This is a genomic window from Haloarcula mannanilytica (assembly GCF_005406125.1).
Taxonomy (GTDB): domain Archaea; phylum Halobacteriota; class Halobacteria; order Halobacteriales; family Haloarculaceae; genus Haloarcula; species Haloarcula mannanilytica.
Map to the genome: position 1 here is coordinate 34575 of NZ_BIXZ01000007.1, position 16587 is coordinate 51161.

The window sequence follows — 16587 nt, forward strand, 5'->3', positions numbered from 1 at the left end:
AATCAAGAGAGACACGACATGGACACCGTAGCTTGCATCAAGCGCGTGCCGGACACCGGCGCGAAACTCACGCTGACCGACGACGAACAGCACATAGACACGAGCCATCTGGGGTTCACGATATCGCCCCACGAGGAGTGCGCAATCGAGGAGGCGATCCAGGTGGCCGACGACCACGACGGCACGGCCACAGTGCTGTCGCTCGGCCCGGCAGACGCGGATGAACAGCTCCGGACAGGGCTCGCAATGACAGCCGACGAGGCGACGCTACTGGAAACCGACGGGGCGGAATGGCGGCCCCGCGAAACGGCGGCCGCCCTCGCGGACGCCCTGAGTGGTGACGCCGACGATCCTGACTTCGATCTCTGCCTGTTCGGCAACGAGTCGGCCGACGTAGCGAACCACCAGGTCGGGATTCGCGTCGCAGAACAGTTGGATATCCCGTTCGTCGCGGGGGTGACGGATCTGACGATTGCGGATGGGAAAGCCGTTGCCGAGCGCGACGTGACCGGCGGGACCGAGGTGTACGAACTCGATCTCCCGGCGGCCGTCGGCGTGAAGGAAGGAATGAACGAACCCCGCTACGCCTCGATGCGTGCCAAGATGCAGGCGCGCAAGCAGTCAATCGAGCGGCAGGATCCGGTCGCCGGCGAGTTCGACGGCGCTATCGAGAAAGTCAAGTTGGAAGCCCCGGAGAGCACGGACGGCGCAGCCGAGGTGCTCGGCGAGGGGACGGACGCCGTGCCTGCGGTCATCGACCTGCTCCGAGACGACCTGGAGGTGGTCTAATCGTGATACTGAGTTTCGTCGAACACGCTGGCGGGAGCCCCGACGAGGCCTCGCTAGAGGCGCTCACGCTGGCCCGAGAACTGGCGACGGCGACCGATGCGTCGCTCGAAGCCGTCGCGTTCGGCGCTGAAGCGGCGGCGCTCGGGGAGTCTCTCGGTGCCTACGGCGTCGAGACGGTCCACCGGGTCGCCGACGAGCGACTAGACACGTACGCGCCCGAGGCCTGGGCGGAGAGCATCGCCCAGTTGGTCGACGACCTCGACCCAGAGGCAGTCGTCGCTCCGGGGACCGACCGCGGACAGGAGGTGCTGGCCCACGTCGGAGCCAAACGCGACCTGCCGATGGCGGCAAACTGCCTCGATGTCGAGCCAAGCGATGTGTACGAACTGTCGCGCCAGCGGTGGGGCGGCAGCCTCGTCGAACACGCACGCCTGGACGCCGACACGAAACTGCTGACCGCGGCGGCACACGAGTTCTCGCCGGAAACGGCTTCCGAAGCAGCCGAGACTTCTGTCCAGCCGTTCGAGCCGGCGCTCGACGAAAGCGCGTTTCGGGTCAGTGTCGACCGCGTCGAAGAGTCCGACGAAACCGGTGTCTCGCTCGGTGAGGCCCGCGTCGTCGTCGGTGGCGGCCGCGGCGTCGGTGGCGGGGAGGACTACGACAAACTGGAGACACTGGCGGGGAGCCTCGGTGGAACTGTCGGCGCATCGCGGGCCGCCGTCAACGAGGGCTGGCGACCACACGATGACCAGATTGGACAGACAGGCACGAAAATTAGCCCGGACCTCTACGTCGCCTGTGGTATCAGCGGTGCCGTGCAGCACATGGTGGGCTGTAAGGGTGCGGACAACATCCTCGCAATCAACACCGACCCGGAGGCGGCCATCATGCAGAAGGCCGACTACGCCGTCGTCGGCGACTTGCACGAGGTCGTTCCGGAGCTAAACGACGCGCTGGACGACTAGCGCTGAGACGGTCGCCCGTTCCGTGTGCGGACCGGACTGACGGGCTGGCCGCCTTAGCTCATTCTTCGACGACGTACTCCCCGAAGTTCTGGACAGTTCCGACGGGCGGCGCACCGAAGGCGAGCCAGACGTGTGTCTCAGCAGTGTGATTACAGAGGTTTCGGACTGTATCCGGGTGGACGCGGACGACTCCGCCTTCGGGGACTTCGTGGACATCCCCCTCGATAGCTATTTGCCCGCCGGTCATCGCCACGAACAGCTCCTCCTGCCCGTCGTGCGTGTGCGGTGTCGTCACTTCGTCCGGTTCGACGACGACCTGGTTCACCCGCATCTCGGTACACCCGAGTCGGTCCGTGAGCTTCCGGACCTCGGTCTCGCAGGTGTTGAACTGCTCCGTCGGTACCGTCGCTGGCTGGACGATTTCGTACGAGGACATCGTTAGTTATCTTGACACAGTTCGATGATAGACTTTGTGACGGGCAGTCAGATTCGATACCGAACACCTCCAGGGAAACCATTAGGCGAGTGCGCCGAGAGCGCCACAGTATGGACAGTCAATCACTAGCGGCGGCCGGTATTGTGCCCAAAAGATGACGTTCGCGAACCAGCCGCTCGGCGAATTCCTCGACGACGTTGCCTCGGGACAGGTAACTCCCAGCGGCGGTGCGGTCGCGGCCGTCGGCGGGGCAATGGGTGCGGCGCTCTGTGAGATGGTCTGTATTCACACTCTGGGCACGGATCTGTCTGAAAGCGAGGCAGGTGAGCTACGGGAGGTCAGTGACGCACTGACCGACCACCGGGAACGACTGCTCGACCTCGCTGACGAGGACGCGGCAGCGGTCGATGCGGTCGGGGCCGCGTTCGAGACCGGTGATGACACCCAGATTCAGGCGGCCGCGAAACGCTCGACAGCGGTCCCACTGGAGGCGGCTGAGGTCTGTCTTGCAGTCCTTGAGCACGCTCGAACGGTCACTGCGAAGGGAACGCCCGTCGCCGTCCCCGACGCGGCTGTTGGGGCACTGCTTGCACTGGCGGCTCTGCAGGCGTCGGTCTCGACTGTTCGGGCCAATCTCGACATGATAGACGACGAATCGGTTGTGGCAGACCTGTCCCGGCGGGCAGACGAGGCAGAAGCGGCCGGCGAAGCGGCGCTCGACGAAGCGATCACAAACGCGGACCGCTGATCGCCTCGCTATCGCAGAAAGTCGATCTCCAGCCACTACCCGTCGGCCGGTCGTTGCATGAGCGATTCGACGCTGTCGGACTGCTCCTCGACCGCTTCGACGAGCAGTTCGGCCACGTCCACGATCTCGATGTCGTCCTCGTAGCCGCCGGTCTTGCGGCCGTCCTCGTACATCGTCAGGCACATCGGACAGGCCACAACGAATTTCTCGACCGCATCGCCGGCAGCGGTGTCCTGTAAGGCTTCCCGTAACCGTTCCTCACTCGGCTTCGGTTCGTCGTCGAAGTCCAGCCAGAGACCGCCCCCACCGCCGCCACAACAGAACGAATCGTCCCTGTTGCGGGGCATCTCGACGAGGTCACAGCCGGTCGCCTCGATCAGGTCCCGCGGCGCTTCGTACTCGTCGTTGTACCGGCCGAGATGACAGGGGTCGTGGTACGTGACCGTGTCGTCCAGTTCCGTCCCGGAGAGACCGAGCGCCCCGGATGTCACCAAGTCCTCGACGACTTGCGTCCAGTGGAACACGGGCGCACCATCCCAGGAGCCGTCGACTGGTGTGTCCATCATCGGATCGTCCTCGAACTTCCCGAAGTCCACCTCGGGGTACTCGTTTTTGAACGTGTTGTAGGAATGGGGGTCCGTACAGACGATTTTGTCGAACTCACAGTCTTCGAACGTCTCGACGTGGTGGCTAGCCTGCTGCAGGAAGAGGAACTCCTCGCCGGCGCGTCGGATGTCGTTCCCGTCGTACTGTTCGTCGTCATAGAGGATCCCGTACTCCACGTCGGCGTGGTCGAACAGCGTCGCCAGCGACCGCGCAACAGCCTTGTTGCGCTCGTCGAAGCTCGGGTAATCGCCGACGTACCAGAGGTATTCGACCTCGGTTTCGCGGGCGTCCGTGACATCGAACTCCAGTTCCGATGTCCATGCCCCGCGGTCGCGCTGTGGGTTCCCGAAGGTGTTGCCGTCCTGCATCACATTCTGGAACGTGTCCTGTAGGTTTGTGTCGACCTCGCCCTCGTCGACCAGCTGCCGGTTCAGCCGCGTGAACGACTTCAGATGCTCGACATCCACCGGACAGGCGTCCATACAGGCCATACAGGCCATGCACGACTCCATTGTCCGACTATCGATAACGCTCGTCCCGCCATCAGCGACAATCGGGACCGACTCGGCACCCGCGTTCCGGGCCTCACGGTACCCCTTGAGATCGAGGATCACGTTACGCGGGTCGAGGTCGCGGCCGGAGGCGTTGGCCGGACAGGCCGACGAACAGCGCCCGCACTTGGTGCAGGCGTCCTGATCGAGGCGGTCCTTCCACGTGAAATCATCTATCGAGGTCGCGTTCGTCGCGTCCAGGTCCGACGGGATACCGGGGAGTCGTCGGCCTGCGTCGTCGTCGCTTGCGACGACGTTGGCGAACGAGGCGAGCATGTGAAACGGCTTCCCCTGCGGGATCGCTGCGACGAACACGAGCGCAAGCAGCGAATGCGACCACCAGATGACTGGGTACACTGTCGCTGCGAGTTGTGGCGTCACGCCAGCGCCTTCGAGCACGATTGCAAGTCCCCAGCCGACGAAACTGACGGTCTCGAAGCTGGGGAACCCCTGTCCCAGAATACGGATCCCCTCGGTGAGGTAGCCCCCGACACCGAGGAGAAACAGGGTCCACAGAAAGAGGTCGTCTTCGAGGCCAGTGTGCCGGCCCAGGAGTCGGTCGGTTCGAGCGCCGTATCGACGATAGATTGCGACGCCGAGACCGACAACGAACAGCAACCCCATGGCGTCGACGACAAAAGAGTACGAGAGGTAGAACTGTCCCACGAAGAACGAATCGCCGGTCAGCGGTCGGTAGAGGTCCATGTCGATACCCAGAATCGTCGTGGCGATGAGCAGCGTCAGAAATCCCCAGAGGATCATCGCATGCATCGCTCCGGCGACGAGATCACCCTCGAAGAGCGGTCGATTCGAAAGCACGGCCTTTGCGGCATCGACCACCCGACCCGGCAGTTCGTCGAGTCGGGAAAGCTCGTCCGGCCCGCCGGCGAGATACTGCTGTACTCGCCGATAGCTACTCACGAGGAAAACAGCGATTGCCAGGGCGGCGAGGTAGTAGAAGATTGCTTTCTGTATCGGCCCGATACGCCAGAACGTCGGCCGTGTCACCTCATCGGTTGCCTGGAGTAGTAGCACGTTGTGTGGTATCATGATTGAGTGGCTAACAGCTCCGGACGCAGCGCTGCACGCGCTGGCGATGTAGGATTCTGCTGGTCGGGTCCCGAAGGACCTGCCCCCTCAATTCTGTTGGCTTTAATAAGGGAGAGCTTACTGCCAGACGCCCACGCCCCGTTACTGGGGCCGAACCGGTGACAACGAAAGCCGCGACGACGCAAAAAAGAGCTGGGACGCGAGTCCGATTCGTTAGAACAGTCCGGAGATGTTGCCGTCTTCGTCGATGTCCATGTCTGCGGCGGCCGGCCGGGCCGGGAGGCCGGGCATGGTGAGTGCGTCGGCCGTCAGCGCGACGAGGAAGCCAGCACCGGCAGACGGGTAGACTTCGCTGATTTCGAGCTCCCAGCCCTCCGGTGCGCCCTTCCGACTCGCATCGTCACTCAGCGAGTGGAACGTCTTGGACATGACGACCGGGTAGTCGTCGAAGTCGAGTTCGTTCATCTGCTCGATATCGTCGAGTGCGCTTCCAGTGTATTTCACGTCGTCCGCGCCGTAGATCTCGGTCGCAACGGTGTGGATCTTGTCCTTGATGCTGTCCTCATCGTCGTACAGCATTCGGAAGTCTTCCTCGTTGCTCTCCTCGGTCGCCTCGATGACGTTCTCCGCGAGGTCGACACCGCCCTCGCTGCCGTCGGAGAAGACGTTCGACTCCGCGGCACGGACGCCGAGGTCCTCGCGGCAGTGGTCGAGTACGGCCTGAATCTCCCCGTCGGTGTCGTCAGGGAAGCGGTTGACCGAGACGACGACCGGGACGCCGAACTTCTGGAGATTCGTCGCGTGCTTGTCGAGGTTCGAGAAGCCCGCTTCGACGGCCTCGACACCGGCTTCGTCGATTTCGTCGTAGTCGACCGGCCACTGGTCGAGTCCGTGGTACTTGAGTGCGCGAACCGACGCCACGAGGACGACGGCGTTTGGCGTCATGTCGCCCATCCGGCAAACCACGTCCATGAACTTCTCTGCGCCGAGGTCGGAGCCGAATCCGGCCTCGGTGACGAGATAGTCACCCATGCCGAAGGCGGTCTTGTCGGCGACCAGCGAGTTCGTCCCATGGGCGATGTTGGCGAACGGGCCGCCATGGACCAGCGCCGGCGTACCCTCGATGGTCTGGACGACGTTCGGCTTGATCGCGTCCCGGAGCAACATCGTGGCAGGGCCGGTCGCCTCGATGTCATCGACCGTGACCGGGTCGCCGTCCTCGTCGTAGGCGACGATGATGCGGCTGACCCGTTCCTTGAGGTCGCCGATGTCGGTGGCCAGACAGAGGACGGCCATCAACTCAGAAGCGGCGGTGAGGATGAAGCTGTCCTCGCGCGGGGTCCCGCCGGTCTTGCCGCCGAGGCCGACGACCGTCTCCCGGAGCGCGCGGTCGTTCATATCGATCGCACGCGGCCATGCAACGTTGTTGATGTCGATGTCCAGTTCGTCGCCCTGTGAAATCTTCGCGTCAAGCATCGCCGCGATGAGGTTGTGCGCGGAGGTGAGCGCGTGCAGGTCACCGGTGAAGTGGAGGTTGATGTCCTCCATCGGCAGCACCTGTGACCGGCCGCCACCTGCTGCACCGCCTTTGACGCCGAACACTGGGCCAAGCGACGGCTCTCGAATCGCGATCATCGCTTCCTCGCCGACGTGATTGAGCGTCTGCCCGAGGCCGACAGTCGTTACCGTCTTGCCCTCGCCTTTCGGGGTTGGCGTCATCCCGGTTACCAGCACGAGGTTCTGCTCCTTGTTTTCCGCCTGGTCGCGGAGGCGTTCGATGGCGTGTTGTTTGACCTTCGCGGTGTATTCGCCGAAGTACTGGAGGTCGTCAAGGCCAAGCCCCCACGGCTCGACAAGCTCCCAGATCGGCTCCATATCTGTCGACTGGGCGATATCGTAGTCTGTAGGGATCGGCTCCTGTGTCTCATCCGTCGCGGATTCCTCGTCCTGTGAAGACATCTCGACTAGCCCTTCCCTACACCACCGTAATAATGTTAGTGTACCTGACACTACTGGGATAGGATGTGTTCCAGACGGACAAATCCCACATCGTGTCGGTGACGTTATATGAGTGGTTACCTCACGGACCGAATAGACAGTTCAGGCGTCCCGCAGGTATTCGACGACAGCCTGGGGTTCGGTGTCTAGACCGCCTCCTTGCGCGAGGGTCGGTCGACCACCGCCACCACCGCCGAACTCCTCGGTCAGGTCATCGATAACGGTGTTCGCGTCCCTCTCGCCGTTCGTCCCGACGACGACGAACGTGGCCCCGTCCTGTCCGGCGAGGACGGCGATGTCAGCACCGAGATCCTCTCGAGAGCTGAGGCGGTCCGCGACAGTGTTCGGACCGACAGCGTCGACAGTGCCCACGAGCCACTCGTCGCCGTCCCGGCGGTGGGTGTCCTCGGCTAACGCCGCCAGCCGGGCGTCGAGGAGTTTCTCGCCGAGTTCGTCGCGTTCGCTCTGCATTGCCTGTTTCTCTTCGAGCAGTTGCTCTGCCCGTCGTGCGAGCGAGTCAACGCTCGTATCGAGTGTGTCTGCCGCGCGGGTGGCGTTTCGCGTTTCGTCGATCTGTCGTTGAATCGCCGACGGACCGACGGCGTACTCGACACGGACGAGGTCTGCGCCGGGGTTGGAAACATCGAGGACTTTTATCGGCCCGACTTCGCTGGTGGTTCGGACGTGCGTGCCGCCGCAGGCCGCGATATCCCACTCCCCGATTTCAACGATACGGACGGTGTCTGTCGGGTCAGCGTCATCTCCGAGGTTGAACACGATGTCGTCGCGTTCGCTCGCCGCCTCCACATCCATCTCGTACCAATCCACATCCAGGTCGTTCCAGACGGTTTCGTTGGCCATCCGCTGGAAGGTCAGCGGATTCACGTCCCCGTCGCTCGTTGTCGTCTCGAAATCCAATCGGATACTGTCTTCGCCGATATCGAACCCACCGTAGGCGTGATCGTCGAACAGTTTCCGCCCCGCGCCGTAGATGATGTGACTCGCGGTATGGGCTCGCATACTGTAGGTCCGGGCCGAGTCGTCGATGTCGCCCTGAACTGTGTCACCCGCTTCGACACCCGGCTCAGACGCGAGTTTGTGGACGGTCACGCCCTCTTGTTTCTGGACATCGACCACGTCGACGCCGGCGATTGTCCCCGTATCAGCTGGCTGTCCGCCGCCTTCCGCGTAGAAATACGTCTCCGCAAGGGTGACTGTCCGGCCGTCGACAGTTCGTACTCGTGACTCGAAGGACCTGACGTACGGCTCCGCTGCTGCGAGGTTGACTGGTCTCGATTCGCCCATACGATGTTTCGTTGGGCGGTCGCAAAAAGTTCCGCGCCTCCGTGATCCGACCGATTGGCGATACATTAATCAGGCCGCCGCCGACCAGTTATGGTATGGAGTACCACGAGTCCGCGGACTACCTGCAGTCGCTACAGCGGCGGCGGCCCAAATTGGGGACCGACACGACGGCGCGGATGCTTTCACACTTGGGCGATCCGAACGACAGTTTCGACAGTGTTCAGATCGCGGGGTCAAACGGCAAGGGCAGCACCGCTCGCATGACTGAAAGTGTACTCAGAGCCGCGGGCCTCGATGTCGGGTTGTTCACCTCACCGGGCCTGAACGGGTTCCGGGAGCAGATTACCGTCAACGGCGGCCGAATACCCAAAGAACGGGTAACGGAGTTCGTCGAGCGAATGGAGCCGTGCATCGACCAACTGGCCGCCGAGGACGACAAGCCGACGCATTTCGAGGTACTCACTGCGCTCGCGCTCTACCATTTTGACGTTGAAGATGTCGACGTGGCCGTGCTGGAGGTTGGTATCGGCGGTCGATACGACGCCACGAGTGCTGTCGACCCGGTGGCGAGTGCCGTCACCAGTATCAGTCTGGAGCACACTGATCTGCTCGGTGAGACAGTCGAGGAGATCGCCCGTGACAAAGCACAGGTTGCGCCACGGAACGCCCCACTGGTGACGGGAACGACCGGCGCTGCCCTCGAAGCGATCCAAGAGAGTACCGACACCGTTACCGTCGGTGGCGAGGACGCCGATGTCACCGCCGTCGAGACCGGCATGCGCTCGGCCGTCGAGAACCGCATCTCGCTCACCGGGCCGGACTGGGCGCTCGAATCGAACCTCAAACTGCTCGGGCAGCATCAGGCCGAAAACGCCGGGGTCGCCGCAACGTTGGCACGCCAGCTGATTGATGTCGACACGGCAACCATCTCCGAGGGACTGCGGGCGGCGTCGCTGCCGGGGCGGTTCGAGATCCGGTCGACCGACCCGATGGTGGTTCTCGATGGGTCCCACAACCCCGGCGCGATGGAGACGCTGACCGAACTCATCGAGCGGTACGACTACGACGACCTCCACGTCGTCTTCGCCGCGATGCATGACAAGGAATACGGGCAGATGATCGAGACGCTGCCTGCCGTGACGACAGCCTTTGCCGCGCGGCCGAATCTTGACCGAGCAGCCAGCACTGCGTCACTGGCTGGGGCGTTCGAGGGGCAAGCGTCCCGAATACAGCAGGTCGCCTCCGTCCCAGAAGCGACGGAGCGAGCGATAGCTGCGGCCGACGCGGACGATTTCGTCCTCGTGACCGGATCCCTCTATGCAGTTGCCGAAGCCCGGGACCGATGGAGCCGACTGGTCGTTCCCAAGGACACCTGCCAGCGGACCCCACCGGCAGGGGCGAGTGAAACTGACACCGGGTCCGACGTTCGCCAACGCGTGCTTTCAGTCACGGTGCGGCGCACCCAGGCCGATGTCGTGAAACAGCAGTTCGAGGACTTGGGTGGCACCTGTACCTGCTCGACGCTGGGGACGCCGGAGAAACTCGTCGAGACGACCCTCTCGGGAACGCCACAACAGTTTCACCAGCTGACCGACCGACTGCCTTCAGCGGGGCTCGGACTCGGTCGGCTCGCCACACAGTTCGAAAACACGCTGTCTGACAGGGAGTTCCAACCACCGTTCGACGGCGAGGAAGCAGCCGTGATGGGCATTCTCAACGTGACGCCGGACAGCTTCTACGACGGCGGCAAGTACAACCGCCGTGATCTCGCGGTCAGTCACGCGGAACAGATGATTGAATCCGGAGCAGACATCATTGACATCGGCGGCGAGAGTACTCGCCCCGGCGCAGAGCCGGTGGCTGTCGAAACGGAGATCGACCGCGTGGTGCCCGTTATCGAGGCCGTTTCGTCGCTCGATACCACGGTTTCCGTCGATACCCGGAAAGCCGCTGTCGCCGACGCGGCGCTGGACGCCGGTGCCGACATAGTCAACGACGTGTCGGGCCTATCGGACCCCGAAATGCGGTTCGTGGTCGCCGAACACGACGCGTCCATCATCTTGATGCACAGCCTCTCGGCGCCCGTGGACCCGGGGCGGTCCGTGACCTACGACGATGTCGTCGGAGACGTACTCCGGGATCTGTCGGAGCAGATACTGCTTGCCGAGCAAGCCGGCATCGACCGTGAACAGGTGATCGTCGACCCGGGCTGTGGCTTCGGGAAGAACGCTGTCGAGTCGTTTGAACTCGTTGACCGGCTCCACGAATTCCACGCACTCGGGTGTCCGGTGCTGCTGGGACACTCGCGGAAGTCGATGTTTGCGGACATGAGCGATCCGAGCGCGGACAGGCTACCGCCGACCCTGGCCACGACAGCGCTGGCCGCTGAACGCGGGGCCGATGTTGTCAGAGTCCACGATGTCTCAGAGAACAACGCCGTGCTCAAGACGGTCTCAGCGACGGCATCGAGAGCGTCCGAAGCCCGGAAACACTGATGTCTGTCCCGCCCATACGTTCGGTATGCTACTGTTTCAGCTGCAACTCGGTTCGGGCCTGCTGGAGTCTGTCGGTCAGATAGCGGCCGTCGCCGGCACTCTCGTTCTCTTGCTGATGATGGTCGGTCTTGGGGCATTTGCGTACAAGAGCCTCAGGGGAGACGGCATCCGCTGGCCCGACGACACAGAGGAGACAGAGGGTCCGGAAGACGGCGGCGTCACCCAGGGGAGCAACGAGGACGAGTGGAAGTACTACTGACGGTCGGCCCCTGCAGAGAGCGGTCACGGCGCTGTGTTACGACTGCAGTCCGCGTTAGCTGTCGTAGGAGTGGTCGAACTCCCAGTGGTAGCGACAGCCCGTACAGGTCGCCCATTCGGGAATCTCGAATCGCTCGGGGTGGCGCTGCCCGTGTTCCATCCGGTTTCGGCAGACGGGACAGGTGAGATACAGGAGCTTCAGGTCGGGGAACTCGTCGTGACTGTACTCGCCGACACACCGCGGGCAGTCAATGCTGTCACGCACGTTGTGTTGGAAGATCTCGGACTCACATCGCGGACACTCGACCGTTGCCGGGGGTCGACTGGCCCACCCGATATCGCCGTCGTACGTCGTCGTTGCCGTGTCCACACTTGACAGCCTGAACTTGTTCGGCCCGTCACTCCGCTGGAGCGGCGCGGCGACCCGCTTGCCAACCCAGACAAGCTTCGCGAACAGGACTCCGAGCCATCCAGACACTGTCACATGGTATGTATTCTGACGGCTTAAATTTCCGGGCAGCGCCAACGCTGACCCGGCGTTGCGGTCGGTAGGTTTTCACGGCGACCCACAGTAAGTACGGTATGGGTTTTGATGCAGTCGGCAGTCTCGCGCTGAGCGTCCTGGGACTGGCAGCGGAACCAGGCACTCTCGTTGTCGGACAGCTGGGGCCCGCCACCGAGCTATCCAGGCCGCTCCGAGCACTCGTCTCGTTCGTTGTCGTCCTCGTGACCGGCGCACTGGTACTCAGACTGCGCCAGGCCTACGTCGAGGAGGCTATCGATGCGATCTCGGACAGCCCGGCAACTGCCGTTCTCTACGGGGTCGCGGGGTACGTGATAGTCGGTATTGTTGCTCTGTACGGGACAACGACGCTGGCCCGGCTTAGTGTCGCCGGCGGCATATTGGTCCGCATCGGGATCGTCATCGGGAGCGCGCTTCTCCTGCTACTCACCGCGTTTGGGTTTTTAGTGGTCGGGACGCTCCTCACCCACCTTCTGGGTAGTCGCCATCCATCACGCGGGCTCCTTCTCGGCGCGTCGCTCAGTGCGGTCACGTGGGTCCTGTTCTCGCCCGCTGGCAGTATCGTGTCCAGTCTCGCTATCGCCGCGTTCGGAATCGGCGGCTCCGCACGCGTCTGGATTCACTCCGAACGGACGGTCGAGACAGAACTAAACGGCCGGTAGTAGGAGCGTTTTCGGCCGCCGTAGCCCGGCGAGTACCGACGCTACCGGATCCGTTGGAAAGCGTCAAAACGAGAGACCTTCAGTCAGTACCTGTCGGCGTGTCGTCACTTGGGTCGGAGATGTCCGTTACCATCTCGTCGCCGGCTGTCACGACATCCACGTCTTCCCGGTCAGAGAGGTCCTGGATCGTTTCTGCGAACTCCTCGGATTCGAGTATCTGATACTCATTGTCAAGCCCCAGATACACCGTGTAGCACATCAGGCACAGGATGAAGGCGAAGGGCAGTCCTGTGGTGATAGCGGCCGTCTGGAGCGCAGTCAGTCCACCGCCGATGAGCAGGATGGACGCAACAAGGCCTTCGGTAAGGGCCCAGAAGATCCGCTGCGTTCGTGGCACGTCGTGTTTCCCGCCCGAGGTCAGGTGGTCGATGACCAGTGACCCCGAGTCTGACGACGTGACGAAGAACGTAATGACCAGTACGGTCGCGAGGAGTCCGCTAATCACGCCAAGCGGGAACTGCTCCAGCAGGGCGAACATCGCGACGGTCTGGCCGAGTTCGTTGTAGGTTGCCAGTGCCTGCCCGTTCCCCTGAAGGGAATTGAACATCGCGCTGCCGCCGAACACCGACAGCCAGAGCGTCGAGAACAGGGACGGCAGGAACAGGACACCCAGGACGAACTCCCGGACCGACCGGCCCTTCGAAATCCGGGCGATGAACATCCCGACGAACGGCGACCACGCGATCCACCAGCCCCAGTAGAACACTGTCCAGGCGGTCGGTGTCCCGTTCGCAGCTTCGTTGAGCGTCCCAGTGAAGAACCCGAGCGCGAGGATGTTGCCGAAGTACGCGCCAAGCCCTTCCACCCAGGTGCCGAAGATGTACACCGTCGGGCCCACGATGAGGAGGAACCCGAGCAATGCAAACATCAGGTAGAGGTTGAGCGTACTCAGGCGCTTGACGCCGCCATCGAGTCCCGCCGCGACCGAGAGGGTCGCGATGAGCGTGATTCCGGCGATGAGCGCGACCTGCGGCCAGGTCCCCGTCGGGACACTCACTGCACCGAGCATGTCACCGCCAACGTAGGAAAGGCCCGTGTTGACCTGTGCAACACCGAGCCCGAGCGAGGTTGACAGCCCGAACAGCGTCGCGAACACCGTCACGAGGTCGATAATGTGGCCCGGCCAGCCGTAAATCCGCTCGCCCAGCAGGGGCCAGAATATCGACCGGAAGGTAAGCGGGAGCCCGCGATTGAACGAGAAGAACGCGAGGCCGAGTCCCACCAGTCCGTACACTGCCCACGGGTGAAAGCCCCAGTGGAAGAACGTCTGTGCCATCGCGGCGGACGCTGCCGCACCGGTTCCGGCCTCGGCCCCGAAGAAGCTCGGGGTGTTCTGGAAGTAGTACAGCGGTTCCGAGACGCTGAAGAACATGAGGCCGATACCCATGCCGGCGCTGAACAGCATGGCCATCCAGGAGAAGTCGCTGAACTCCTTCTCGGCCTTGACGCCGCCGATTTTGATTTTACCGTACTTGCTGAAGGCGAAGTACAGCAAGGTGATGATAAAGATGTTTACGGCCAGCAGGTAGAACCAGCCGAAGGTATCCCCGATGGTGTTGAACAGCCACGTATACGCCGATGACGCGGTCTCACCCATCAACACCGTCACTGCGATAAACAGCGCGATTATCACGAGCGCTACCGGGAAGACAACCGGGTGAACGTCGAAACCGGCCGCCTGAATGTTCGTATCACCGGGTTCGCGGTCGGACTCTGGATGGAACAATTCGACCTGGAGTCCGTCCGACATCTCCCCGGTTGCGTCATCACTATCTGGCATACGTTACCCCTCTCGAACGCGGTACTGGTCTCTGTTGTCTCATTGTCATGGTCGCGGTTTTGTTCTGTCGTAATGTGTGGCCACCTTCACGCAAGGACATCCCAGCGCAGTATGCCTGCCTCACTCACATCCCGATTGTTTGACTGTGCTCCACTCGACGGGCACACCGTGCCCGCAGTTAGACGTTTTATGTGCTATACACTCTCATACACATCAATTGATGCAAGTATTATAAAAGTTCACCTTAGACCCCATATTTGACGGACCACAGTGGAATGCTGGTTCGCCTCGGCAAATATGTATGGATATTTAGGGAATGAGTTTTCCGAGTCGCCACCAACGTGTCACTAGGCCTTGCAGCATGGCGCGTCTTTATTTCGGCCTCACTCTTACTACCACTATGGCACGGTTACTGGCGACGGGAGCCGCCGCACTAGCAGCGCTCCTGATGGGCATCGGACTCGTGGGGATGACGGTGAGTGACTTTCGGCTCGCGGGATTCAGCTTCCTCAGCGCGAGTCTGGTGATCTATCTCCGTGAGACTCGGCTAGTAGATACATAATGGCGGTCAGATATCGTTGACGCTCATTCGCTGACTGATGACCGGGATACTCGACGTTCGGACTATTTTGTCCGTTGTTCCGCCGATCAGGTTCCCAAGTTTGCCACGGAAGGCCGAGCCCAGAACAATCGCGTCCATGTCGTTTTCCTCCCCGAATTCGACAATCTCCTCGCTGGGTGCCCCAGTCCGGAAATGCGTCTCGTAGGTGACCCCGTGTTCCTCGGCAATCTCGCCGAGATCCGCCAGAACGTCTTCTCCGTATTCCCGGTACTCCTCGCGCATCTTGTCCTCGTCGTCTCTGAGCGCAAGCGCCCGGGGAGTGCCCGGGAGGTCGATTACATACAATGCATGGACTGTCGCACCGAGTGCAGCCGCGAGTTTGATACCGTGTTCTGCCCCCATCTGTGCCTCGTCGCTGCCGTCATACGGGACGAGTATGTGTTCGTACATGCTTCCTGACTCATTTTAACATCCACGACAAACCTGTTATAGGTTTCCCCCACAAATATCAGGATATCGGTCCGAACGCCGATAGGACCCGTTACTCTTTCCGTGCGATGTTGTCGACCGTGTAACCCGCGTTGCGTATCGCTGTGATAATCGACTGCGCGTGCTCAGTACCGCTCGTCTCGACGTTGAACACGAGGTAGGCCTCTCCGATTTCCAGATTATCGACGGACCGCTCGTGGCGAACGTCGTGGATGTTAGCCCCCTGGCTGGCAATGACTCCCGAGATTTCTTCCATCACGCCGGGGCGGTCATCAATGCGAACACGCAGCTGCAAGAGCTGTTGACGTTCCGTCAGCGCGTGTATGAGAACCTCACGCATCTGTGTCATATCGAGATTGCCACCACAGAGCAGCGGCATCACCGTTTCACCCGACACGTCGAGACCGTCGCTCAGGATGGCTGCCACTGAGGCGGCCCCAGCACCTTCCACGACCTGCTTGGCCCGTTCCATCAACAGGAGGATCGCCTGTGCGATATCGGTGTCCGAAACGGTCACGACCTCGTCGACGTTCTCTTCGATGATGGCCAGGGTCGTCTCCGAGATACCGCCGGTAGCGATGCCGTCGGCGATGGTGTTGACCTCGTCGAGAACGACCGGGATCCCCTTGTCCAGGCTTTCGTGGACGGTTTCCGCGCCGGTCGCCTGGACACCGACAACGCGCGTTTCGGGCGAGAGGTGTTTGATCGCCGTCGAGATTCCGCTGATGAGGCCGCCGCCGCCGATAGGGACGACGACCGTGTCAACGTCGGGACAGTCGTGGTACATCTCGGCACCGAGCGTCCCCTGTCCGGCGATTATGTCCAGGTCGTCGTAGGCGTGTACGAACTCGGCGTCGGTCTCCTCGACGACGGACTGGGCGTGTGCCATCGTCTCCTGGAAGTCGTTGCCGACAAGCTCGACGGTCCCGCCGTAGCCTCTGGTCGCGTCGATCTTGGCCTGTGGGGCGTTTTCTGGCATGAAGATCGTCGAATCCGCCCCACATTTCGTCGCGGCGAGGGCGACGCCTTGCGCGTGGTTGCCGGCGCTGGCGGCGACGAATTCGTCTACGCCGTTGGCGACTTCCTGTGAAATCTTGTTGTACGCACCCCGTGTCTTGAACGACCCCGTCCACTGGAGGTGTTCCATCTTCAGGTACACCTCCGCGTCGACAAACCCGCCCAGCGATGTGCTCTGTTCGACCGGTGTCTTCTTCACGACGGTGTCGTCGTCGAGGCGTTCACGGGCTCGTTCGATATCTGCGTACGTGACTGGTAGCGTGTCCGATTCGGATTGTGTCATGAGTTCGTTT

15 protein-coding genes are annotated in these 16587 nt (G+C 62.1%); 7 read left to right on the top strand and 8 right to left on the bottom strand.

The window, feature by feature from the left end; translation table 11 throughout:
• Nucleotides 1-18 precede the first annotated feature (18 nt).
• Nucleotides 19-789 (top strand): electron transfer flavoprotein subunit beta/FixA family protein, encoded by a 771-nt coding sequence (locus Harman_RS16100; protein ID WP_137684806.1) that lies wholly within the window; start codon nucleotides 19-21, stop codon nucleotides 787-789.
• A 2-nt stretch (nucleotides 790-791) separates the two neighbouring features.
• Complete coding sequence (locus Harman_RS16105) at nucleotides 792-1754, top strand: electron transfer flavoprotein subunit alpha/FixB family protein (protein WP_137684807.1); 963 nt, start codon at nucleotides 792-794, stop codon at nucleotides 1752-1754.
• A 58-nt stretch (nucleotides 1755-1812) separates the two neighbouring features.
• Here Harman_RS16105 and Harman_RS16110 read toward each other — a convergent pair whose 3' ends face one another.
• Nucleotides 1813-2190, bottom strand: a complete 378-nt coding sequence (locus Harman_RS16110) for a hypothetical protein (RefSeq protein WP_137684808.1) — start codon at nucleotides 2188-2190, stop codon at nucleotides 1813-1815.
• Nucleotides 2191-2344: 154 nt separating this feature from the next.
• Between Harman_RS16110 and Harman_RS16115 the strand changes: the two genes are divergently transcribed.
• Nucleotides 2345-2938, top strand: a complete 594-nt coding sequence (locus tag Harman_RS16115) for a cyclodeaminase/cyclohydrolase family protein (protein WP_137684809.1) — start codon at nucleotides 2345-2347, stop codon at nucleotides 2936-2938.
• Nucleotides 2939-2973: 35 nt separating this feature from the next.
• On the opposite strand, the gene Harman_RS16120 is transcribed toward Harman_RS16115, so the two are convergent.
• The 3 genes from Harman_RS16120 to Harman_RS16130 all read right to left on the bottom strand — a co-directional run bounded on the left by Harman_RS16120 (nucleotide 2974) and on the right by Harman_RS16130 (nucleotide 8448).
• Nucleotides 2974-5145, bottom strand: a complete 2172-nt coding sequence (locus Harman_RS16120; protein WP_137684810.1) for a (Fe-S)-binding protein — start codon at nucleotides 5143-5145, stop codon at nucleotides 2974-2976.
• 213 nt (nucleotides 5146-5358) lie between these two features.
• Nucleotides 5359-7104 (bottom strand): formate--tetrahydrofolate ligase, encoded by a 1746-nt coding sequence (locus Harman_RS16125; protein ID WP_137684811.1) that lies wholly within the window; start codon nucleotides 7102-7104, stop codon nucleotides 5359-5361.
• Between the two features lie 141 nt (nucleotides 7105-7245).
• Entirely contained in the window at nucleotides 7246-8448 is a 1203-nt protein-coding gene (locus tag Harman_RS16130; RefSeq protein WP_137684812.1) for an alanine--tRNA ligase-related protein, read from the bottom strand.
• Between the two features lie 95 nt (nucleotides 8449-8543).
• Between Harman_RS16130 and folP the strand changes: the two genes are divergently transcribed.
• A complete protein-coding gene (gene folP / locus Harman_RS16135) occupies nucleotides 8544-10943 on the top strand; it encodes a dihydropteroate synthase (RefSeq protein WP_137684813.1) in 2400 nt (799 codons plus the stop codon).
• 25 nt (nucleotides 10944-10968) lie between these two features.
• Nucleotides 10969-11202 (top strand): hypothetical protein, encoded by a 234-nt coding sequence (locus tag Harman_RS16140; RefSeq protein ID WP_137684814.1) that lies wholly within the window; start codon nucleotides 10969-10971, stop codon nucleotides 11200-11202.
• A gap of 54 nt (nucleotides 11203-11256) precedes the next feature.
• Here the strand turns inward: Harman_RS16140 and Harman_RS16145 are convergent, their stop codons facing one another.
• Nucleotides 11257-11679, bottom strand: a complete 423-nt coding sequence (locus Harman_RS16145) for a hypothetical protein (RefSeq protein ID WP_235007242.1) — start codon at nucleotides 11677-11679, stop codon at nucleotides 11257-11259.
• A 104-nt stretch (nucleotides 11680-11783) separates the two neighbouring features.
• Here Harman_RS16145 and Harman_RS16150 point away from each other — a divergent pair, with 104 nt between their 5' ends.
• Nucleotides 11784-12386, top strand: coding sequence for a hypothetical protein (locus tag Harman_RS16150; protein WP_137684815.1), 603 nt, complete (start codon nucleotides 11784-11786; stop codon nucleotides 12384-12386).
• A gap of 79 nt (nucleotides 12387-12465) precedes the next feature.
• Here Harman_RS16150 and Harman_RS16155 read toward each other — a convergent pair whose 3' ends face one another.
• Nucleotides 12466-14226: a BCCT family transporter gene (locus tag Harman_RS16155; protein WP_137684816.1), complete on the bottom strand. Its 1761-nt coding sequence runs from the start codon at nucleotides 14224-14226 to the stop codon at nucleotides 12466-12468.
• Nucleotides 14227-14626: 400 nt separating this feature from the next.
• Here Harman_RS16155 and Harman_RS21625 point away from each other — a divergent pair, with 400 nt between their 5' ends.
• Nucleotides 14627-14788, top strand: coding sequence for a hypothetical protein (locus Harman_RS21625; protein ID WP_200830935.1), 162 nt, complete (start codon nucleotides 14627-14629; stop codon nucleotides 14786-14788).
• A 6-nt stretch (nucleotides 14789-14794) separates the two neighbouring features.
• On the opposite strand, the gene Harman_RS16160 is transcribed toward Harman_RS21625, so the two are convergent.
• Both Harman_RS16160 and ilvA read right to left on the bottom strand, forming a co-directional pair.
• Nucleotides 14795-15238 carry a universal stress protein gene (locus Harman_RS16160; RefSeq protein WP_137684817.1) on the bottom strand — a complete coding sequence of 148 codons (444 nt, stop codon included), beginning with the start codon at nucleotides 15236-15238 and terminating at the stop codon, nucleotides 14795-14797.
• A 91-nt stretch (nucleotides 15239-15329) separates the two neighbouring features.
• Nucleotides 15330-16577, bottom strand: coding sequence for a threonine ammonia-lyase (ilvA, locus tag Harman_RS16165; RefSeq protein ID WP_137684818.1), 1248 nt, complete (start codon nucleotides 16575-16577; stop codon nucleotides 15330-15332).
• Nucleotides 16578-16587 lie beyond the last annotated feature (10 nt).

What these genes read in the sequence shown, in the direction of transcription:
- Harman_RS21625 (WP_200830935.1), top strand. Translation starts at nt 14,627, where the DNA reads ATGGCACGGTTACTGGCGACGGGAGCCGCCGCACTAGCAGCGCTCCTG.
- Harman_RS16160 (WP_137684817.1), bottom strand. Translation starts at nt 15,238, where the DNA reads ATGTACGAACACATACTCGTCCCGTATGACGGCAGCGACGAGGCACAG.
- Harman_RS16115 (WP_137684809.1), top strand. Translation starts at nt 2,345, where the DNA reads ATGACGTTCGCGAACCAGCCGCTCGGCGAATTCCTCGACGACGTTGCC.
- Harman_RS16120 (WP_137684810.1), bottom strand. Translation starts at nt 5,145, where the DNA reads ATGATACCACACAACGTGCTACTACTCCAGGCAACCGATGAGGTGACA.
- Harman_RS16140 (WP_137684814.1), top strand. Translation starts at nt 10,969, where the DNA reads ATGCTACTGTTTCAGCTGCAACTCGGTTCGGGCCTGCTGGAGTCTGTC.
- folP (WP_137684813.1), top strand. Translation starts at nt 8,544, where the DNA reads ATGGAGTACCACGAGTCCGCGGACTACCTGCAGTCGCTACAGCGGCGG.
- Harman_RS16110 (WP_137684808.1), bottom strand. Translation starts at nt 2,190, where the DNA reads ATGTCCTCGTACGAAATCGTCCAGCCAGCGACGGTACCGACGGAGCAG.
- Harman_RS16125 (WP_137684811.1), bottom strand. Translation starts at nt 7,104, where the DNA reads ATGTCTTCACAGGACGAGGAATCCGCGACGGATGAGACACAGGAGCCG.
- Harman_RS16130 (WP_137684812.1), bottom strand. Translation starts at nt 8,448, where the DNA reads ATGGGCGAATCGAGACCAGTCAACCTCGCAGCAGCGGAGCCGTACGTC.
- ilvA (WP_137684818.1), bottom strand. Translation starts at nt 16,577, where the DNA reads ATGACACAATCCGAATCGGACACGCTACCAGTCACGTACGCAGATATC.
- Harman_RS16150 (WP_137684815.1), top strand. Translation starts at nt 11,784, where the DNA reads ATGGGTTTTGATGCAGTCGGCAGTCTCGCGCTGAGCGTCCTGGGACTG.
- Harman_RS16155 (WP_137684816.1), bottom strand. Translation starts at nt 14,226, where the DNA reads ATGCCAGATAGTGATGACGCAACCGGGGAGATGTCGGACGGACTCCAG.
- Harman_RS16100 (WP_137684806.1), top strand. Translation starts at nt 19, where the DNA reads ATGGACACCGTAGCTTGCATCAAGCGCGTGCCGGACACCGGCGCGAAA.